Origin of the sequence: Ktedonobacter robiniae (assembly GCF_016587375.1) — a bacterium.
Classification (GTDB): domain Bacteria; phylum Chloroflexota; class Ktedonobacteria; order Ktedonobacterales; family Ktedonobacteraceae; genus Ktedonobacter; species Ktedonobacter robiniae.
The window spans coordinates 1,866,361-1,887,617 of the sequence record NZ_BNJG01000003.1; the positions used below are offsets into that span (position 1 = coordinate 1,866,361).

General features: G+C 52.9%; 17 protein-coding genes. 11 read left to right on the top strand and 6 right to left on the bottom strand.

From position 1 onward, the window contains the following. Window positions 1-21: 21 nt before the first annotated feature. Window positions 22-3,216, bottom strand: coding sequence for an efflux RND transporter permease subunit (locus JMJ04_RS40600; RefSeq protein WP_201376046.1), 3,195 nt, complete (start codon window positions 3,214-3,216; stop codon window positions 22-24). 170 nt (window positions 3,217-3,386) lie between these two features. Between JMJ04_RS40600 and JMJ04_RS40605 the strand changes: the two genes are divergently transcribed. The 3 genes from JMJ04_RS40605 to JMJ04_RS40615 all read left to right on the top strand — a co-directional run bounded on the left by JMJ04_RS40605 (window position 3,387) and on the right by JMJ04_RS40615 (window position 7,224). After that, window positions 3,387-5,798 (top strand): sensor histidine kinase, encoded by a 2,412-nt coding sequence (locus JMJ04_RS40605; RefSeq protein WP_201376047.1) that lies wholly within the window; start codon window positions 3,387-3,389, stop codon window positions 5,796-5,798. A 13-nt stretch (window positions 5,799-5,811) separates the two neighbouring features. After that, a complete protein-coding gene (locus JMJ04_RS40610) occupies window positions 5,812-6,471 on the top strand; it encodes a response regulator (RefSeq protein ID WP_201376048.1) in 660 nt (219 codons plus the stop codon). A 321-nt stretch (window positions 6,472-6,792) separates the two neighbouring features. Beyond that, the gene (locus JMJ04_RS40615; protein WP_007920702.1) at window positions 6,793-7,224 is read left to right on the top strand and encodes an OsmC family protein; all 432 of its coding nucleotides are present in this window, start codon (window positions 6,793-6,795) and stop codon (window positions 7,222-7,224) included. Window positions 7,225-7,353: 129 nt separating this feature from the next. On the opposite strand, the gene JMJ04_RS40620 is transcribed toward JMJ04_RS40615, so the two are convergent. Next, window positions 7,354-7,929: a hypothetical protein gene (locus JMJ04_RS40620; RefSeq protein ID WP_201376049.1), complete on the bottom strand. Its 576-nt coding sequence runs from the start codon at window positions 7,927-7,929 to the stop codon at window positions 7,354-7,356. 124 nt (window positions 7,930-8,053) lie between these two features. On the opposite strand from JMJ04_RS40620, the gene pdxR reads away from it, so the two are divergent. The 6 genes from pdxR (at window position 8,054) to JMJ04_RS49255 (ending at window position 16,408) form a co-directional block, all read left to right on the top strand. Next, window positions 8,054-9,523: a MocR-like pyridoxine biosynthesis transcription factor PdxR gene (pdxR, locus tag JMJ04_RS40625; protein WP_201376050.1), complete on the top strand. Its 1,470-nt coding sequence runs from the start codon at window positions 8,054-8,056 to the stop codon at window positions 9,521-9,523. Window positions 9,524-9,668: 145 nt separating this feature from the next. Next, a complete protein-coding gene (locus JMJ04_RS40630) occupies window positions 9,669-12,827 on the top strand; it encodes a winged helix-turn-helix domain-containing protein (protein WP_201376051.1) in 3,159 nt (1,052 codons plus the stop codon). Window positions 12,828-13,007: 180 nt separating this feature from the next. Further along, window positions 13,008-13,238, top strand: coding sequence for a hypothetical protein (locus JMJ04_RS40635; RefSeq protein ID WP_201376052.1), 231 nt, complete (start codon window positions 13,008-13,010; stop codon window positions 13,236-13,238). A 121-nt stretch (window positions 13,239-13,359) separates the two neighbouring features. Continuing rightward, window positions 13,360-14,496, top strand: coding sequence for an epoxide hydrolase family protein (locus JMJ04_RS40640; protein ID WP_201376053.1), 1,137 nt, complete (start codon window positions 13,360-13,362; stop codon window positions 14,494-14,496). Window positions 14,497-14,598: 102 nt separating this feature from the next. Further along, window positions 14,599-15,888: an MFS transporter gene (locus JMJ04_RS40645; RefSeq protein WP_201376054.1), complete on the top strand. Its 1,290-nt coding sequence runs from the start codon at window positions 14,599-14,601 to the stop codon at window positions 15,886-15,888. Window positions 15,889-16,159: 271 nt separating this feature from the next. Further along, a complete protein-coding gene (locus JMJ04_RS49255) occupies window positions 16,160-16,408 on the top strand; it encodes a DUF1272 domain-containing protein (RefSeq protein ID WP_201376055.1) in 249 nt (82 codons plus the stop codon). Window positions 16,409-16,483: 75 nt separating this feature from the next. Here JMJ04_RS49255 and JMJ04_RS40655 read toward each other — a convergent pair whose 3' ends face one another. Beyond that, window positions 16,484-17,083: an NADPH-dependent FMN reductase gene (locus JMJ04_RS40655; RefSeq protein WP_201376056.1), complete on the bottom strand. Its 600-nt coding sequence runs from the start codon at window positions 17,081-17,083 to the stop codon at window positions 16,484-16,486. A 250-nt stretch (window positions 17,084-17,333) separates the two neighbouring features. Here JMJ04_RS40655 and JMJ04_RS40660 point away from each other — a divergent pair, with 250 nt between their 5' ends. Then, window positions 17,334-17,711, top strand: a complete 378-nt coding sequence (locus JMJ04_RS40660; protein ID WP_201376057.1) for a winged helix-turn-helix transcriptional regulator — start codon at window positions 17,334-17,336, stop codon at window positions 17,709-17,711. A gap of 83 nt (window positions 17,712-17,794) precedes the next feature. Here JMJ04_RS40660 and JMJ04_RS40665 read toward each other — a convergent pair whose 3' ends face one another. From JMJ04_RS40665 to JMJ04_RS40675, 3 genes are read right to left on the bottom strand one after another with little or no spacing between them, the layout of a single operon-like run. Next, window positions 17,795-18,763, bottom strand: coding sequence for a threonine ammonia-lyase (locus JMJ04_RS40665; protein WP_201376058.1), 969 nt, complete (start codon window positions 18,761-18,763; stop codon window positions 17,795-17,797). Next, entirely contained in the window at window positions 18,738-18,914 is a 177-nt protein-coding gene (locus JMJ04_RS40670; protein WP_201376059.1) for a hypothetical protein, read from the bottom strand. The genes JMJ04_RS40665 and JMJ04_RS40670 overlap by 26 nt, the downstream gene beginning before the upstream one ends. Before the next feature lie 41 nt (window positions 18,915-18,955). After that, window positions 18,956-19,636, bottom strand: coding sequence for a TrmB family transcriptional regulator (locus JMJ04_RS40675; RefSeq protein ID WP_236039011.1), 681 nt, complete (start codon window positions 19,634-19,636; stop codon window positions 18,956-18,958). 303 nt (window positions 19,637-19,939) lie between these two features. On the opposite strand from JMJ04_RS40675, the gene JMJ04_RS40680 reads away from it, so the two are divergent. Then, a complete protein-coding gene (locus JMJ04_RS40680; protein ID WP_201376061.1) occupies window positions 19,940-21,205 on the top strand; it encodes an ROK family transcriptional regulator in 1,266 nt (421 codons plus the stop codon). Window positions 21,206-21,257: the final 52 nt, after the last annotated feature.

Genomic DNA, 21,257 nt, shown 5'->3' on the forward strand with positions numbered 1-21,257 from the left:
GAACCACGTATGCGCCTCATACTAGACCATTTGTGACTGAGGCTCTGGAACTGGCGGGAGTTCCTCCTGGGAAGGCAATGAGCCTGAGCGTCCACGAATATCCTCTACAATGGTATAGAGGGTGGGCACAATCAACAATGTCAGGAAGGTCGATGAGGTTAGACCACCAATCACGACAATTGCCAATGGACCCGAAAGGAACGCGCTTGAACCGCTCACGCCCAGCGCCATCGGAATCAGCGCCAGGATGGTTGCTACTGCGGTCATCAGAATGGGGCGCAGACGACGCCTTCCGCCCTCGATGACTGCCGTACGCGCGTCCAAGCCCTTCTTGCGATATTGATTCACCAGGTCAAGGAGTACAATAGCGTTCGTTACCACAATGCCAATCAGCATCAGCAGACCGATCAGCGCTGGTAGACCGAGCGCGGTATGTGTGATGAGCAAGAGCGCGACCGATCCTGTACCCGCCAGCGGAATCGAAACCAGAAGCAGTAATGGCTGGAGGAGGCTGCGGAACGTTGCAACCATAACGACGTAGACAAGCAGAATAGCGATCAGCAAGGCCAGGCCGAGGCTCTGGAAAGCTTGACTCTGCATTGACGAAACACCACCCAACGAGAAGGACGCTCCTGCTGGCAGGCTAAGCGCTTTCAAGCGGCTCTGTACATTCGCACTGACCGCTCCAACATTCTGGCTTGTTACGGTTGCGCTGATCGTTGCGGTTCGGGAACCGCTAACATGTGTAATCTGAGTTGGACCGTTGACTTGCGTCACAGTAGCCAGGTCTCCCAGGCGCACAGTACCAGTCGTGGAAGGGATGAGCATGTCCTTCATTCCCTCAACGGTCGTTGCTGGGTCTCCAAACTTGAGGTCAACTTCCTGCGTCTTCCCATTCAGCGTCACATTGGTGACAGTTGTGCCATTGTATATAGTGCGCAGTACTTGTCCAACCTGTGAAGGTGTTAACCCATACTTGAGCGCCTTCTCTCCATCCACATGGATATCGATTAATGGCGCAGCATTGACCAGTGAACTGGTCACATCTTTCAAGTTGGGGGTTTGTGTAATGGAATCAAGCACCTCTTGCGTAGCCTGATTCAGCGTTCCCTCATCGGAGGCCTGCACATTGATCGATAACGTAGAACTACTGCCCGAAGACTGGGAACCCGCAACCGTAATAGTGCCGGCATTACTCAGCGTTTTTATTTGATCGCTGACTTGTTGTTGCACCGTCGTTTGATCAACACCATCATTTGTGGTCACTGCAAAGGTAGCGGTATTCGTACTTCCGCCCGACGATCCGAAGAATCTACCACCACCACCACTACCACCAGATCCAATGGTAACCTGATAGTTCTTGATACCCTGAATATTTTTCAGGATCGCTTCTACTTCTTGAGCTGCTTTGTTTGTAGTATCCAGATCAGCGGTGGCTGGCAATTGCTGGCTAATGGTGAAACTATTCGAGCTAGAGTTCCCAATCAGATTGGTATCCAGCTTAGTGGCACCCCAGCCAGCCGAGACCAGAAGGGCCAGCGCAATAATCAGGGTTACGACCCGATAGTGTGTGACCCAGCGGATCATTGGCACATAGGCTCTTTCTAGAATACCAATCTTTTCGTGGCTATCCGCGCGCTGTGCGCGTTTAGGCGTTTTGAGGAACCAGTAGGCCAGTACAGGAATAATGGTCAGTGCGATCAATAGCGAGGCCAGAAGCGCGATGGTAACAGCTACTGAGAAGGGCTGGAAGAACTCTCCAACCAGGCCGGTGGTGAAGGCAATCGGCAAGAAGACGGCAACCGTCGTGAGCGTTGACGCTGTGATGGCGCCTGCGACCTCGCGTACACCATTGAGAACCGCAGCGCGTTTCTCTTCACCAGAGTGCAGATGGCGATAGATGTTCTCCAGCACAACGATGGAGTCGTCAACCACACGCCCAATCGCAATGGTCAGACCACCCAACGTCAGGATATTGAGTGAAAAACCACCCACCCACAGCCCAATCAGAGCAATGATGATAGAAACAGGGATAGAAATGGCGGTCACAAGTGTAGAACGGATTGAAAGCAGGAAGAGCAAAATGGTGAGAATCGCGAATCCAGCCCCAATGGCCCCTTCTCTGACCAGATCATTCACTGAGGCCTGGATCGATGGGGCCTGATCGGCAATGACCGTAATCGTTGCCCCTGAGCCGAGCTTTTGTTCTAGCTCTGACAGTTTGTTCTTCACCTCCTGGGAGACAGAGACGGTATTGGCATTCGAGTTTTTTGTAATGGAGATTCCCAGGCTATCTTTCCCATTGGTACGGGTTAGCGTGGTGGAGGGAGACAACACTTGCTCGACAGTCGCCACATCCTCGAGCTTAACTGGCGTCGAGGGGGTAGACTGGGTTGTCGTTGTTGGTAAAGTCATCCCGGGAGGTAATTTCTGGCCACCCGGCATGGATGGCGATGTCTGTTGGGAGGTGCTGCTTCCCCCGCTCACAACAAGGTTTTTCAGGTCATCTAGCGTTGTAACAGCGTTATTGACACGTACAGCAACGGTCTGCCCATTGTCTTTTACTTCACCGACCGAGATCGTCGTATTATTGGCCTGTAAAATGCTCTGCACCTGGCTTGTGCTCAATCCCTTCGCCTGGAGTTTCTTGAGATCAAGCGTAATCTGGACAAGCTGAGTGCGCACGCCGGTTACCTGAACCTGGCCTACGCCATTCAGACCTTCCAGAACGGGCGTGACGTCCTGGTCCAGCTTCACAGCTAGATCTTGCTGATTGCTGGAAGAGGAGACAGCCAGGCGAATAATCGGTTGATCCGCAATGTTAAATGTGTTGACCTGGGGTGCCACACTTGAAGGAAGGCTTGTCTGGGCCTTATTCACCAATTGCGTCAACGTTTGATTGGCTTTATCCAGATCGACACTATAGTCATACTGCACAATAATTTGAGAGACACCCTCACTGGAATAAGATGTTATTTGTTGGAGTCCTTGCACTCCCTGAATACTCTTTTCAAGTGGATTAGTGACCTCTTGCTCCACACTCTGGGGTGAAGCGCCAGGATAGACCGTGACAATAGAAATCGCGGGAAAGGACAACGATGGCATGAGTTCCTGCTTGAGCGATGGAATGACAAACGCTCCGACCAGGATCACCGCTATCGTTACCAATGCCGCGATGCTTCGATTGGCAAGACTTAAGCGAGAAAGAGAAGACATAGTGCTCTCCTGATAAAATTTATAGAATCTTACAATGGTTGTACTTTCGTCAGCTTAACGGCATCAAGGAGCACCTGTCTACAGGGAAACCCCTAATGTTTTCCTCGCTCAAACCAGTTACAATACTGTAAGGCAACGGTTACTCAGAACTTCAGAAGCAGGGACATCGCATGGATAAAGCAAAAATCTCTTATTTCCTCACGCATCGCTGGCTGGTGATTCTGTGCGGTCTGACCATTCAGGTGTTTGTGATCATACTGGCATATACCAGTTCATTTCAACCAACTCAATCTGATATCACGCTTGTCCCGATTGCGGGACGCTCCGATGTCTGCCGTATTGTGCATGTCTCAATGTTTACCGATGCCTGGATCAATGGCATTGAGCCGGGGATGCTTGTGCACGCGATCAGTGCACCTTTCCCTGTTGATCATTCCGAGGCTGGGACACTGGTGCATTGCCAGCCAACGGCATCATCCATCTATGTCCAGGTTATTGGCCACAACATCGTCCTTCACCTCAACGCAGCTATCTCTACATATCCCCTTTCATCACTCGTTGTGTCCTGCTTTATGGCCATCATCTTTAGCCTGACCGGGATTACCATCTATCTTCGGGCCACTGATCGGCCAGCAGCGCGTATGGCATATGGCCTGTTCTACTGTGCCTCCTATCTCTTCTTTCTGATGAATGCCCAAAGTCAACTCTGGACGAATATCGTCTTCTATATTCTGGGGTCGATGACATGGGGCATAGCTGCTACCTTTGTTTGCTTGCTGCCTCGCATCCCACCTGGACAGAAATATCGAATGCTGCCCCTCTTACCATATGCGCCCCTGATCATGGGCATCGTTCTCATTGCCTGCGATTTGCCCATTATCCTGTTTCTCCCCTGGGCGCGTTCGATAGCCGCGCTTATTATCGGCATATACGCTGGGATCTGCGTCCTGATTATTGGCGGGATCATGTTCTGGGGACTACGCCATCTCAGATCCTCTGAAAAACAAATCAGCCGGCTGATGATCGCTGGCGTTGCCTTTTTCTTGCTCGCGCAAGCACTGAGGCATAATGTGATCATTCCCAATTCATTCGTACTCAATAGCTTTACCCACCTGCTTCCTGCCCCCCTCATGTTGTTGCCCATTCTCTGCGGCTACTCACTGATCCGTCATCAGTTTTTAGGTCTGACTAGCCTGCTTAGTCGCCAGGTGATGCGGGTTCTGATGTGGCTCATGCTGGCTTGCTTCTTTCTTGTTCCGACCATTATGCTTATCGAAACTATCCAAAACAGTATTGCGTCACAGGTCGTACAAGACTACTGTTATGCTGGCTTATTGATTGTCAATCTCTGTCTCTTTCCCCGGGCCTGGCATGCCATCCGCAATCTCGGCGACCAGGTTTTCTATCATGATTTTTATGAATATAATCGCTCGCTACGTGAGTTAAGTGCTGAACTCACACGTTTACAACATTTTGACCAGATTTGCGCGTTTATTCTGCCACGCCTGGCAAGGCTACTAAACGCCACCGGTGTTGCCTTGCTGGTACGCACGCAGGGCCATGCGACGACTAGCGCTGACCACAAATACCTTGTACTACCATGGCACATCTATCTCAATACAGAGCCTCCTTTCCTGGCTGGTGAGCGATTGGCAGCCATTGCGAACCTGGCACTTACGCATATCAGGCCACACTCAGATGAACCGCTTCTACTCGATGGTGTGCTCCTGTTAGCACTCTCTGACGGTGATACACTCAATGGTTTCCTTTGCCTGGGGCCAAAGCAAAACTATGAGCCATATAGCCGTCAGGATAAAAGCTTCCTGGCAACACTGGCAGCCCAGCTTTCCGTGCTGGAAGTGAACAGCCGTTACCTGGAACAGACCCAGGCGAACGCGCGTCAGCTCACCGCATTGAATCGGCGTGTCATCTCAGCGCAAGAGGATGAACGACGACACCTGGCTCTAGAACTGCACGACGAGGTACTACAACAGGCGCTGCTCCTGGTGCGACAGCTATCAGATGCGAGCATCACGAACGACGTTGCCGCCCCATTGCCACTTGCACGCTCGCTGGTGAGCAGCCTGCGCCGAACCTGTTTGGAACTGCGCCCTCCGCTGCTCGATGATTTAGGGTTAGAAGAGGCCTTACGCTGGCTAGCTCAGCAGACAGAGCAACGTACTAAATTCCTGCAAATTACCGTGTTCTGTACCAGAACAGACAACACCCGCCTGCCATCCGAGGTTGAATTAGCCTTCTATCGTATTGCGCAAGAAGCGTTTTCCAACGTGACCAAACATGCACGAGCCAGCCGCGTGATGCTGCGCTTACGCTCTACCTCGATGGGAGGTACCTCATTACTCATCTATGATAATGGACGTGGTTTTCTCAAAGGCAAACCTGAGCATGAGCAGCTAGGTCTGATAGGTATGCATGAGCGTATGATCGCGGTAGGAGGTCAGTTACAGCTACGCACACAACCAGGACGTGGCGTCATTGTTCGTGCAACATATAGATCACAATGTATTCTCGAAACGCCCTCCCGGAGAGATGATGCCTTCACCTCTCTTGAAAGAGCGTAAAAGGAAAACGACCATGAAAAAAAGCATTAGTATCTTGCTCGTTGATGATCACCCAATGATGCGCGAAGGCACAAGGCGGTTATTAGAGGAGAACCCAGGGTTCTCTGTAGTCGGCGAGGCAGGTGATGGCGCGCAAGCTCTCGCCTTGTGCCAACAATACATGCCTGATGTGGTAATCCTGGATATTTCCATGAAAGGAATGAATGGCTTCAGTGCCGCGCGCTTAATGCTGGCGCATGAGAAGCCGCCAGCGATCCTGGTGCTCACTGCCTATGAGCAGAGTACCTATGTCCAGACGATGCTAAAGTTGGGAGTGAAGGGCTACTGGCTCAAAAGTGCCCGCAGCAGTGATATCCGCCAGGCTGTTCTAGACGTAGCAGAGAATAAAAGAACATTGGACCCGGAAGTACGCGAGGTGCTGGAGGAGTATGAAGACCATGCTCTCACACCAGTAGAACAACTGACTAATCGCGAGCTCGCAGTGTTGCGCCTGATTATCCAGGGCACACGCAACAGTGAGATTGCCCAGCGGCTCGCTATTTCCGTTAAAACGGTCGAGGCCTATCTTACCAGCATCTATGGCAAACTGGGTGTACAATCACGCGCGGAAGTTATCGCTCTGGCCCAGAAACAAGGTCTACTATTGGAGGATGAGCCAAATATCACAACCTAATGCATTGGGTTCTGTCTTTTCTCTGTTTGTCATGCCTTATCTACCCTTCAGTGTCAAGGGGCATTTTCGCAAGTCTATGCATGAGAAAGTGCTATAATAGCTGCAGGAGAAGGACAATATCAGAGATTGGCTTGATACTAGCGAGACGCCCCTGTACGCCAGTATCGAATAGGCGAGAGCCATTTTATCCTGACATGTACACCTTAACCCGCTTCGGAATTACGATATACCTATGTTCCTTTGATGAGGAAATAAGGTCCAATGAAAAGGACCAGTTCATTGTTGAAGCTAATTGATGAGAGTCATAAAGGAGACGTAATTATGCCAACACGTACAGCAGACGCCGAATGGCAAGGCGATCTTCGGCAGGGTAAGGGGACCATGCGTGTGGGGAGTGGAGCCTTCGAGGGCAGCTATTCGTTTAAATCACGCATGGGCGATGAGACTGTCGGCACCAATCCTGAGGAACTCATTGGCGCAGCGCACGCTGGCTGTTACTCGATGGCGCTGTCGAACGCGCTCGCAAATGCTGGCTTCACGCCAACGAGAGTGCACACAACCGCGCGCGTACATTTCAATCAGGTGCCCAGCGGATTCGCCATCAACCCTATTGACCTGGAGACCGATGCCGTTGTGCCAGGCATAGACGAAGAGACCTTCCAGAAACTTGCGCAGGATGCCAAGGAAAATTGCCCTGTATCCAAAGCGCTCGCGGCCACACCCATTAACCTCAAAGCAACCTTAATCAAATAGTACTTCTCAGGAGCAAACTTCTCGCTGAAGTGTATTTCCTGATGAATGGGAGGGGAACCATTTTCCCCTCCTACGCATTATCGACGAAGTTCAGGGTCTTCGATCTCTTGCACTATTCTTCCCCTTTGCTTATCGACCAGGCGCGAAGATTGCTTGGACTTCTACCTGCACGCCCTTGATCTCTTCTGCCAACAGGCTTTTTTGTGAACCATGTAAACAATATTCCAGTGCTGGCCCCATCGTCATCTGTCGCTGCCACAAGATGCCTTGTTGATCGTATGGCCTCTGATGCAGAATTTCGTACAGTTTGTCGTAGCTCATGCCAGAGGGCTTACTGAACCAGGTGGCGAAACGCATCTCAGCCACCTGGGTGAGATTGATTGTCCCTTCCTTCAAACGATACAGGCCACCAGTCCCATTGTTCGCCAGGCGCGCAACCTGATGATGCGGCTCTCGGCAGATTCCAGTCACCGCTGCATTGTCCAATGGATCAAGTGCCGCCGAATTCTCAACGAGATACCAGTCTTCGTACACTTCACTCCCTTCCACCATCCACGGCAACTGGGCCATCTCCAGGACCAGAGAGCCCACAAAGCCCTGTGGTTGCCGCTCTTGCAATATCTGGTGAAATGCGACCAGTTTCTCCTGGTATTCCTCTCTCGTTACGTTACTCGCCCGCTGATGCCAAAACACATATGCTAACATCTTTTTTCCCTTTCATTTCTTCTTGAAGATTGCTTCTTTGTGCTATACTACAAGGAAAGTGGATGCAAGAAAAGGACCACTAATTGCAAAAATGAAGGAACCACTTGAAGGAGAGGTACCCACATTGGCGAGAGCTTCCCTTGGTCTGTCAATCACGCTGGATCGCAAGCACAAGGAGTCACTCCATACCCAATTGGTGCAACAACTACGCCAATCCATTACCAATGGGCTGCTTCCAGCCGGGGTACAATTACCATCAACGCGAGCATTTGCCGCAGATCTCGGCCTCTCGCGGAATGTCGTCATCGCAGCGTATGATGAGCTTTTTGCTGAAGGGTATCTTGAGGGGCGGCATGGATCAGGAACCTACGTCAGACAGGATCTTCCGCTACACACTCGCCTGTCACGCCCTTCCCCGCCCCCATGTCCTCGATGGGTTCGTCCTCCAACGCTCCCTGAGATCTCCGCGCCTTCGTCAGATCCCCATATGATTGAATTTCGGCTTGGCACTCCCACGATCACGCCCCTCTCGACACGTATCTGGCACGAGGTCTGGCGCAAAGCCATTGAGCACTTGCCGCCAAATATGTGTGGATCACCAAACGGAGACCCACGCCTTCGAGCGGCCCTGGCGGATTATCTTGGGCGAGCAAGGGGCATTGCTTGCCAGGCAGAAGATCTCATTGTGACTTCTGGTGCAACGCAAGCGTTGGATTTGCTCGCGCGAGCCATCCTGGGACCAAACGACCTCGTGGGCTTCGAGGAGCCGGGATACCCTGTAGCCCGTCATATCCTGGCTGCTAGCGGCGCGCAGATTCTTCCGTTGCCTGTTGACGATGATGGGATGTGCGTGGATCAGCTTTCCCAGAGCCCGCTTGCTCCTGTGCTTGTCCATGTCACACCATCCCACCAATACCCCCTTACGACCAGGCTCTCGGTGACTCGCCGTCTGGCACTGCTCGACTGGGCACAAACAAACGATAGCCTGATTATCGAAGATGACTATGATAGCGAGTTTCGCTTCCATGCTCCTCCGCTGCCAGCACTTGCCAGTCTCGATACCACGGGGCATGTGGCCTACATCGGAACCTTTTCGAAGGTGCTTACCCCTGCTTTACGTATTGGCTATCTGCTTGTTCCATCGCCCCTGCGGGAGCCGGTCGAGCGCTTGAAACGATTTTCCGACTATCACACGTCCTGGCCGACACAGCAAGCACTGGCAATCCTGCTCTCAGAAGGGCATCTCGATCGGCACATTCGCCGGATGCGGCACCATTATGCACACAAACGCCAGTTGTTAAAGGAGGTTCTCGCTCCTATCGCTCACCTCGCGCAGTTACGTGGCCTTGATGCCGGTTTGCATGCGTATCTCGAACTCCGCGCGGATCTGGACGCCCATCGTGTTGCTCAGGATGCAAAGGCGCGCAGCATTCTTGTTTCAACGATAGATACGTGCTATGCTGGAACGCCAGATCGCAATGGTCTTCTTCTTGGGTATGGAGGGCTTTCGGCGAAAGATGTTGTGTGTGGGGGACAGGTTCTCCGAGAGGTAATTGAACACCTTGCTGGCGAGACAAGAAGGAATCTCGGTTGAAAGGCTTGTTCTCAGTGCTGACGCGTCCAAAATTGCACCGCACTCGCTTGCGTTGCCGTTTGCAAATCGTATTTGTTTTCTTCATCTCTGCTATACTCACCCTGTTGGGGAGTTGGGGATGAAAGATATTGTGTGAAAGGAATCCATGCCAAAGCGACCCACATATATACTTATCTGGTCGAGCGAGAACAACGCCTATCGTCTTCATGTTCCGGAGCAACAGCCCCAACTCCTGATGGCGGAAGATGAAGATTCCTGGTTTACCTGGTTAGCGACGCATTCCTCCTTCTCCTTCCAGGGCCGCTCTGGCCATCTCAGCGTTCTCAAAGAGGCTCGCTCACGGGGCGAGGGATATTGGTATGCTTACCATACCGTGGCTCGCCGTACTCACAAACACTATCTTGGACGAACCCCTCATGTGACCTTCACACGCTTAGAAGAAGTGGCTCAAATTCTCAGCAGCAAGACAGTATCCGCCACTCTTCCACCTGAGTTTCCGCAAGACCATTCCGGGCACAAGCCGATGCTGCTACTAACCAAACTCTCTCATCCGCGTCTCCCTTCCTCATTAGTAGCGCGAGAACACTTGCTTACACGGCTCGGTGCCACGCCCCTCCATCGACTAACGCTGCTCTCTGCCTCCGCTGGCTGGGGCAAGACCACCCTGCTCTCTGCATGGGCGACCCACGCTTCTTTCCCCATTGCCTGGCTCTCGCTTGATGAACTGGATAATGATCCAATACGTTTCTGGGTCTCGGTCCTTGCCGCCCTACGCACCTGTCTGCCTGGGATTGGAGAGGTGGCCCTGGCAATGCTCCATTCGCCTCAGCCTTCGCCTCTCACTACTGCCTTAACTACACTTTTGAATGACCTGAGTGTTCTGACAGAACCAACCATCCTGCTACTGGATGATTACCATCTTATCGATGAACAAGCTATTCATGATTCGTTGCTATTTCTACTTGAACACCTCCCGACGCACCTGCACCTGGTGGTTGCCAGCCGCGTTGATCCCCCATTGGCACTTTCACGACTGCGTGCTCGCGGTCAATTGCTAGAACTACGAGACGCCGATTTACGTTTCTTGCAAGAGGAAGCCGCTGCTTTTTTGACACACACCATGGGTCTCGCACTTGAAGACGAAGAAGTAACCCAACTGGCGCGTCGTACAGAGGGTTGGATCGCGGGATTGCAACTGGCAGCGCTCAGTCTCCAACAGCGTGCGGATCACGCTACTCTGGTGCAAAACTTTACCGGCAGCCACCGCTATCTGCTGGACTATGTGCAGGAAGAGATCTTGGAGCGCCTCCCTCTTCCTCTTCAAGTCTTTTTGCTCCAAACCTCCCTTCTGAGCCGCTTAACCGCCTCTCTCTGCCAGGCTGTCACGACAGAAGCGAGGAGCCAGGAAATGCTAGAAACGATTGAGCACGCCAACCTCTTTCTGGTTCCCCTTGATACAGAACGGCGTTGGTACCGCATGCACGATCTTTTTCGAGAAGCGCTCCTCGCGCGTTTACAGGCCACCCAGCAGGAGCTGGTACCACTACTCCATCAACGAGCAGCACACTGGTATGCAGAGCGAGGAGCGTGGCAAGAAGCCATAACACATGCGCTAGCAGGGGCAGACTTTGCATATGCCGTAACGCTAATAGAGCAGACAGCCGAGAAGTTCTGGCTCCATGGTGAGAGCCAGACGCTCTACCAGTGGGTCATGGCGCTCCCCGAGGTACAAGTACGCGAACATGCTCGCATTGTCCTAACTGCGGCACTCTATCTGCTGAATGCCAGCGCGTCAATCATTGCCGCACAACGCGGGAAAACACGAACGCAGGCGGAATACTTGATGGCACGGGTAGAGGCAGTGCTCAGGCAGCGAGGCGAAGAAATGCTAGAAGCTCAGGAGGTGGCACTCCTCCAACAGCGTCTGTTCCTGCTACGTCTCTGGAGCGACGCGATTGAAGAGATGGCACGAGGTGATCGTGACCAGTATCGCCTCATCGAGCAGCGCATGCAGCACATGGACCAGGAAGACGAGATGATCTGGCAGATGATCCCACTCTCCGTCACCTTCATTCTGCATTGGACCTTGCTGGGAGAAGGAACCTCCCTGGTCCAGCGCTTTGTGGATGCAAAGCAGCAAGCATTGCAGTCTGGGAGCCACTTTGCAATCATCAAAGTCATGCAATGGCTGGCCGGAATCGCTCTGAGGGCGGGACAATTACGTCTGGCGCACCAGGAAAGCGTCATGGCGCTCAACCTGATCTCCCAGATTGATGGATATGCTCTCCTGGCAGGGTACTTTTCGTACTGGCGAGCGTGCATTTTGTATCAATGGAATCATCTGGAAGAGGCTCGTTGCCTCCTGAGAACACTGATCCAGGATGCAGAGACCTACCAGCAAATAGATTTGCAGGTTATTGGGCGTCTACTCTTGATAGACATAGAACTTGCATCTGGGAAGCATGCTTCCGCTTCCCAGATACTACAACAGACACAAGCCCTGATCCAGAGCCAGGGGTTTTCGCTGCACCATCTTCTGCTCATCTCTACCCAGGTAAGGTATTGGCTAGCGACAGGAGACCAGCTCCAGGCCGCAGGCTGGGCAGCACAAGCGTCCTTTTCTCAGGACACCTGGGAGAATGAGCGCCAAGAGGAGTTGCTGATGCTAGTTCGAGTTTTCTTAGCGCAACAGCAGTACCATGCTGCGCGCGAAACCCTGGAACGTTTCAGCGAGCACCTTGACCAGCGAGAGGACATCGAAATTACAACCTCTTTTCTGGCGCTCTATGTGGTCGCGCTACACCAGACAGGGGAGAGAGGACACGCGCGAACCATCCTCATGCGTCTACTCACTCTGACAGAACCAGAGGACAATGTTCGTGTGTTCCTTGATGCTGGCAAACCAATGCGCCACTCGCTCCAACGCTTCTTGAACGAACCGCAACACAAAACGAATGCCGCACCTGCAGCGTTTCGGCTCTTCGTGGAAAAATTGCTGACAGCGTTCGAACAGGAGGAACAGAGGCAGGCTTTGGGGGGCGCGGTGCAGGCCGAAGGAGCGCAAGAGCAAGAGAACCGTACAGCAAGTTCCCCTTCAACACCTGCACTCCTGGACCCGCTCACAACCCAGGAGCAACGGGTGTTACGCTTGCTCGCAGTTGGACAAACGTATGTTGAAATGGCGCAGACCTTGATTGTCTCCCGCAACACCATTAAGACTCAGGTCAGCAGCATCTATCGCAAGCTCGGCGTGAGCCGTCGCGCGGAAGCTATCGCGTTGGCCCAACGTTTGTCTTTGCTCTAACGCGCTCTCATTTCCACGTCATCAGTGCCTTTTCTGGGTTATCCGGTATTTCCTCAAATCGCATCGTTATCACCCTTTACAATCACGAACAAGAGTGATGATTCTCCCTGCTTTCTCCCCTATACTTCTCTCAAGCACCGCAGCATACGTGCCAGAGGAAGCAGAGGAAGGAGAACGCATATGCGTGTACAGATCCGTGTGAAGGAGCATCTCGACCTCTCCTGGCAAAGCAGATTTGAGGACCTATGCATTGCACATCAAAGCGATGGTACCTCGTTGCTCTCAGGGGAGCTTCCAGATCAGGCGGCACTCTATGGCGTGCTGCTTACCATTCGTCGTCTCGGTTTGAGCTTGCTCGACCTCTCGACGAGCGCGCATCTTTCATGTAAAGAAAAAGGAGAGCAGGGATAAAAGCGCTTCAATACACGTGACATATTCACTACAAAGGAGGGTCAATTCTGCCCTCCTTCGGCACTACACTGTCTTTGTAAGCAGAGGAAAAAGCAAGATAGACGCAAGGAGCGATGAATCTATGAGCATTCAACCATTTCACATTGCTATCCCACAAGCCACCCTTGACGATTTGCGTGAGCGCCTGGCTCGCACCCGCTGGCCCGATGAGGTCGAAGGCGCGGGTTGGGAGTATGGTACGAACCTGCAATACATGAAAGAGCTAGCCAACTACTGGCAGCATGAGTACGACTGGCGGAAACACGAGGCGGAACTGAATACCTTGGCGCATTTCAAAGCCGATGTTGATGGCGTGGGCGTCCACTTCATCCATGAGCGCGGCAAAGGACCAAACCCAACACCGCTGCTGCTCCTCCACGGCTGGCCCGATTCCTTCTATCGTTATCACAAGGTCATTCCCATGCTGACTGATCCCGCCCGCTTTGGTGGTGACCCGAACCGCTCGTTTGATGTGATCGTTCCGTCCATCCCCGGAACCGGGTTTTCAGACCGCAAAGCGATGAACAACGATGCGCACGCTGACCTGTTCATCAAATTGATGCGTGATGTTCTCGGATACGACCAATTTGTCTCCGCAGGAGGTGATGGCGGGACGCTGATCACCATGTCGCTCGCGCGCAATTACCCGGAGGCGTTAACCGCCATCCACCTGACGGATGCTGGCTATCCAGATTTCACAAAGACCTACGATCCTCCCTTCTCACCTGCTGAGCAGGAGTTCGCGGGCTTCATCGGGCAGTGGTGGATGAAAGAGGGGGCTTTTAACATGGTTCAGTCCAGCAAGCCACAAACCCTTGCGTACGGCATGAATGACTCCCCTGCCGCTCTGGCGGCCTGGATCATGAGCTTCATTTGTACTGGCTCAACGGTGGAGGACATTGAGCAGCGGTTTGGCAGAGACGAGTTGCTCACCAATATCACGCTTTATTGGGTTACGCAAACGATTGGCTCCTCGTTCCGCTGGTACTATGAAATGGCTCACGCAACCCCAAAAGCAAACGCGGAAGAACGTCCATCTGTTCCCGCAGCCGTCGCTCATTGTCCCTGGGATGCTCCTCTGCCCCGTGAATGGGCTGAGCGGCAGGTGAAGCTGAAGCACTTTACCGACTTCCCTCGTGGTGGGCACTTCACGGCCTGGGAGGAACCCGCATTGTACGCAGACGATCTCCAGGATTTCATTGGCCAACTCGGCAAATAGCCGACTTGCTTGATGCGGATCATCATTGGCGGCAGCTTCGTCTGCCGCCAAGGTTTTCTTTCGTTCCAATCTGATTGGAGCAAGTGAAGGATACTCTCCACCATGAACACACTGAACAGGACGGATCTTGTGGGAAGGCGTAAATGGCAGTTCCTTCTTGGGGTGTGGATTGATGCTCTGGGTTCAGGGCTATTTCTTCCATTCTCGTTGCTTTACTTCACAAATGTCGCCAGATTGCCTCTGGCAGCCGTTGGAGGCGTGATCACCATTAGCATGTTGCTGAGCCTGCCTATGACTCCACTGGCGGGTATGCTGGTGGATCGCGTGGGAGCACGCCGGGTCATCCTCATTAGTATGGCGCTTGCCGCTTTGAGTTGTCTGGGCTACCTCTTTGTGCGTACCATTCCGCTGCTCGCGTTGACGACATTGCCAGGAGCCATCGCAGGCCGCCTATTCTGGGTAGCCTTACCCACTTTTATCGCAAGTATTTCGACAGAGGGGAAGGCGCGAGATCGTTGGTACGGGCTAGTGGGAGTGGCGCAAAACGCGGGAAATTGTATTGGAGGCGCACTTGCAGGGCTCCTCGTTGCCTTTGGAGGTCCCACTGCTTATCAGGTGATATTGTACGTTGATATTGCGAGCTTTTTACTCGCAATGGCCTGTATCTGGAGCCTGCCTGTAAGCAAGCAGGTGGTATCTGAATATCAACCTCTGAATGCCCCCACAGGGCCGGGGGGCTATCGGGCGGTCCTGCGTGACAAAACGTTTCTGGGTATTCTTGTCAGCAGCTTTGTTTTTGTGCTTTGCTTAATCATGCTCTCAGATATTGTTCCCTACTACCTGGTGAACGTGCTGCATTTACCTTCCTGGATTGTTGGTGTGGAAGCAACATTCAGCGCAACCCTCCTCACGCTGCAAGCATTGATCGTACGGCTCGTTGTTTCCTTGAGGAGGACACGCATCCTGATCCTTGCTGGATGGGTGTGGATTGGATCAGGTGGCTTGTTTCTCCTGGCGCTTGTCCTCCCTTCGGGCTGGCTGATTCCTTACATATTATTGGTCGTTGGGATCTATACCTGTGGAGGACTGCTCTATGGCCCGGCAATGAACGCCCTGGTCGCTGAAATAGGCCCAGGGCCCTCACGTGGCCGTTACATCGCAACATATCAATTCGCGGCCTGGGGATTGGGCCAGACTATTGCACCAACCCTGTTCGCGTCGCTGTTCACATTGGGACCGGCCTATCCCTGGATCGTCCTTATTGGGCTGACGCTCTTTGCCAGCCTGTTCTTGCTTAGACTAGAGGCGAGAGACCCGAGGCTTGGAGTGATGCGCAGATCTATATCGGGTACTCTCACATCCTGTGAAGAGTCAGCCGTTGTAGCTGATTGAGCTAACAAGGCATGAAACCATGAGAGCGGTCTTTTGTTGCCTGGATGAGCATGCCGATGCTTCAGCCTCCCTTTCCTGCGAGTGGCTCCTTTCTTTTTTGCAACAAGTGGCTCTTTCCTCAGGTCCACGTTCTCTGTAATATGATGTTTAGAGCAAATCAAGCTGACAAGACCAGCGTTCTCCTTTTCCCTTCTATAGAACAGGAGTCTCTCCTGTTAGGGGAAAAGGAGAGAATACGCTTTTCATCTCTCTTTCATGAAGGAGGTTATCTATGCTTGCTATGCGCCCGAACTGCGAATGCTGTAATCGGGACCTTCCTGCGGATAAAGAAGGGGCTATGATCTGCACCTTTGAGTGTACCTTTTGCATAACTTGTACTCAGGACATCTTGAAAGGCCAATGCCCGAATTGTGGGGATGAGCTAGTTTGTCGCCCTCTCCGTTCATCTGCAAACTTAGAGCAATATCCAGCCTCAACGCAGCGAGTCCTCAAACCTGAAGGCTGTCTGATGAAGGCTTAGTTCCGCTCATGCTCAACCATTCCATTGCCCTTGATGTCACTGGCAACCCTGAGCTGATAGTACTCGAATGCCTTGCTAATCTTGAGACAGCCGATCACGTTCGCGCGCCGGTATGAGGGCGGTGACCCACCACAGCAACTCGGTCATCATTCCGCTGAAAGATCGGTCGAGGAATGCTCCACTTGGCGAATCAGGCGCGTCAGAGACGCTGGGAATCCAGTTCGGGACCAGAGAGATGCCAACTTGCTCGCGAATGGGGACCATTTTGAGCTCGATGAGTACCTGGCGCAACTGCTCCGCCGCCCGATAGCCTGCGGCGAAGCCACCATAGCTGACGATAGCGGCAGGCTTATGTGCCCACTGGGAGTACAGATAGTCGATGGCGTTCTTGAGCACTGCCGAATAGCCATGATTGTATTCGGGGGTCACAAAGATAAAGCCATCAGCCCGATCAACCTGTGCTGCCCACTGCTCAGCTTCAGACGCGATGTGCCCATACACGGGCGAGGTAGGAGAGTCAAAGAAAGGAAGTGAGATATCGCGCAGATCAACCAAGTCAAATGTAGCATCGGTGCGCATCGCCAGGCGGTCCATGAGCCAGTTTGCCACGACTTCACCTCTGCGGCCCTGCCGCGTACTCCCAAAGATCACCAAAATACGGGGATAGGCATTCATTTTTCTCCTCTTGTTTCTCTTCAAAATGGACTGATGACTTCCACTTATTATGTCGTTTTTACACTCGCCTCTCTGGCCTTTTCCGTCGCTTTTTTCGAGCTTCTGGTAGCGTTGCTACGCGGCCAAACGCTCGAATCAATCAGCTAGTAGAGATGCAACTCTCTCTTCGTGCTATACTCACTATAAGAGAGTAAAAGCCTTTCTACAAGAACGCACTTTTTTGTACATGACTTACCAGGAGGTGAGTGGCATGGAAACTGGAGAATTGCTTGGGAAGCTTCGTGGGTCCGACGTCTGGAGTGTGCGCTGCCCATCACGGCGCTTGCTCGACCTGATTGCCGACAAGTGGACCACGCTGGTAATCGTCGCCCTGGCGGACGGGCCCAGGCACTACAGCCAGTTGAAGCGCGATGTGAGTGGTATCTCGCACAAGATGCTTAGTCAAACGCTGAAACGGTTAGAGAAACAATGCTTTGTCACACGTACGGTCTACCCAACCGTGCCTCCGCGTGTCGAGTATGCGCTCACGGCACTGGCTCAAACGCTGCTTCCAACGCTGTGTGCGCTCATCGATTGGGCCCAGACCCACGCCCCCGAGTTCCCCATGCTTGAGGAAGAGGTCAAGTGAGCGGATAGGGTGCTGCTGTCCATTTGGGGGGCTGGGATTATATGCTTCATGTCTCTAACGAGAAAAGATGCCACAATTGCTCATCATCGCATAGCGGCGAGTGAGGAGAGAACTTCGAGTGTCGTATTGCCACCACTGGCAATGGCGACCACTGGTTTGCTCATAGGCAAGAGGCCCTGATAGGCTTGTGCTGCTGCCAGGGCAACGGCACCAGCAGGCTCAAGGACCAGATGTGTTTCGACCAGCGCATCGAGTGTTGCCGTAGCAATCTGGGCTTCACTGACCGTTACGACCTCATCAACATAGCGGCGAAGAACAGCATAGGGGAGGTCGCCAACAGCTTGCACACGAATCGCGTCAGCAATACTCTTGCTTACCGAAGGACTCGTGACCAGTCTGCCCTGCGTGAATGACAGCCAGGCATCATTTTCCCATTCGGGTTCTACGCCAATGATCTGAATAGAGGGATTGAGCAACTTGATCGCGAGGGCGATACCAGCAATTAATCCTCCTCCACCAATGGGGACAAAGACGGCGGCAGGAGCACATTGCTCCATGATTTCGAGTCCAATGGTTCCCTGTCCCAGCAGAATGTCTCGGTGATCATAGGGCGGAATGAGTCCCAGGTGGTGTTCTTCCGCCAATTGCTCGGCAAGCACTCGTCGCGCCTGAGATGTAGGCTCAGCCCACACAATGGTTGCTCCAGCTTTTTGGGTACGTTCGACCTTGAGCGCAGGCGCATCGGGAGACATCACAATCGTCGCGGGAATCTGCTGGAGCGAAGCGGCCAACGCCACGGCCTGAGCGTGATTGCCGGTGGAATATGCCATAACTCCTCGCCTGCGCTGTTCGGGCGACAGGCGTGCGATGCAATAGGAGGCTCCACGTATTTTGAATGAGCCTGACCGTTGGAGGTTCTCGGCTTTGAGCAGGATGGGATGCCCGGTTTGTGTCAGCAACGAGGAAGCCTCCACGATGGGCGTTGTGATGATCTGCGGAGCCAGGATCGTCTGAGCCAGACGAAAATCAGCAAGGGTGATGTCCAGGTTCATCAGTCACTTCTTTCATGTTCAGCGATACTCCAGGAGGCGTGAGCGTTCCTTCTAGTAAATGGCGCAATGGTTGATCAGGATCGAGACCAGCAAGCGTGATGCGGCTACTCAGATCGGTCAACTGCGTCGTCAGTTCACGTTTTTGAGCCACGGGTAAACGCGACCAGAGGTGTAAGGTGAAGCGTTCGTGAGCTACATAGAGCCCAATAACACTTGCCAGATAGCGATTCCATGCCCAGATGCCTGCACTGTGTGTTCCATCTTCGGTGAGAACGCCAATGATCCCGTGAGGCCATGAGGCCAACAGCAGGAGCCTCCCTGCTGTGCGGCGCGAATATCATCAGCCGCGAAATGCTTGGTTGCCTCCGGCCATGTTGCGGGAGGGATACCAAAGGAAATCGCTTCGATGGGAAGACGACGCTGCTGTGCTTGTTGGAGGGCTGGCGCAAGCGCTTCTAACTCGGACGGAAAGGCAGCTAGAAAGAGGGGTCGGTCGGCCTCCTGAATAACCATACGGCATCGTTCGAGCAACGCTTGAGCATCGGTAATCGAGACAACCTGAGCTTCTTCATGGCTCTCTTGAAGGCGATGAAGGGTATGTTGTGCCTGCTTGGCAGCCAGAGAGAAACGTTCCTGCTGAAGCGCCACAAATTGCGAGAGCGGAAGTGCAAGAAAGCGATCTTCGCTGCTCCGCACAATGACCTGTTTCTCAAGTAACCGTCCCAGACAAGCATAGACATTCCCACGAGCAATTCCACTCCTCTTGGCGACTTCATAGCCAGTTAAAGGACCAAAACGCAACAAGGTAGCGTAGCTACGAGCCTCATTATCGCTGAGCCCGAGAAGCATCAATTGATGAAACAGTTCTTCCATCACGAGCACAGGCCTCCTTTGCATCCATATTCATTTCCTCACAGAGAATTCGATTCTGTGATAGTATACCTAACCGGGTATACTAAAAGCAAGTATTCTTATTTTCTTTGGGACCTTCGTAGCGCAGGGAAGTAGGGCAATACAGTGCTTAGGTACTTCGTGCAAGTAGCGAAAAAGCGAGCGGGGGGGCAGAGCCTTGACAGGAATGATCGTCTTCAGGTATATTTCTTTTTAGAAGCAAAGTTAAGTAAGTTTCTTTACTTATTTGCTTGCCCTCAAGGCCATAGTGAAAGATGAAGAGCAGTGACATCGTTTCTTGAGATCCCGGCGGTTCCCGGCAGTTTGCGGCAGATGAATCGACTGACCGTCTTACGTTTGTTGCGCAAATTTGGCCCCATCACCAAACCCGCGCTGGCCGAATATAGTGGGATTAGTCGTCCAACTATCACCAAATTGGTCGACGAATTGGAAGAACAGGGTCTGGCGGAATGTGTTGGGATAGCCGCGCCGACCGCCAGCGGCGGTAAACCTGGTGCGTTGTATCGTTTTAACGCAGAGGGGGTGCAGAGTGCGGGGGTCTTTCTCACAGTAGATACCGTGCGCGTCGCGCTGGTCAATGGGAATGGGCGCGTGTTAGGTCGTCTTGAATGTCCCCTGGGGCTGGATCGGCGACCAGAACCTGTCATAAATGCGATCGTCGAGACCTTGCAAGAGCTTCTTGCCTCTCTTCATGTTACGCTTCCTCAATTGCTCGGTATAGGGGTTGGCATGCCAGGTTTGACCTCATTCGCGACAGGAGTAGTACATTTTGCACCGCATTTCCCGCAGTGGCAAGATGTACCAGTGAGAGACCTGTTAAAGGCCAGGCTGGGCATCGAGGTGTGGGTAGATAATGACTGCCACGTGCAGGCACTGGCTGAACGTCATTTTGGCGCTGGCCAATCTTGCACAGACTTTGTCTCGGTCGAAAGTGGCATCGGGGTCTCTGCCGCCTTTTATTTACAGGATACTCTCTATCGTGGCGTCGGGGGAACGGCTGGTGAAATCGGCCATATGACAATCCAGGAGGATGGACCGTTGTGCGAGTGTGGCAATCGAGGATGTTGGGAGACCCTGGCCGCAACCACCTGGATGGTAGAGCAAGCATGTCAGTCTGGGCAGGCCACGTGGTTGCCCCTACCCACCGGCGCACGCGTCGAGAATGGGGCAATGACAACGCGAGAACCTGACGTCATGAATACACTTGCGCACGCGATCTTTCGCGCTGCGCAGGAGGGACACCCAGAGGCCATTGATCTTGTTCGTCAGCATGCCATGCACTTTGGTGTAGGACTTGCCACCATTATTAACACCCTCAATCCACAATGCATCATTATCTGGGGCGACTCAATGAAGGGGGGCAACCTCTTTCTGGAAACCGTGCGCGCTGTTGTCCGTCAGCGCGCCCTGGGGCGCCCACGCGACATGTGTACCATTATCTTTTCATCGTTTGTCCAGGATGTCGGCGTGATTGGGGCGGCGAGTCTTGTCATAGATGCGCTGTTTACCTATCATCAGCCGGCATCATAATGTTATCTGTGTAGCAACGCGGCGGGCTGGTTTTCGTCTGTCCAGAGTTCAT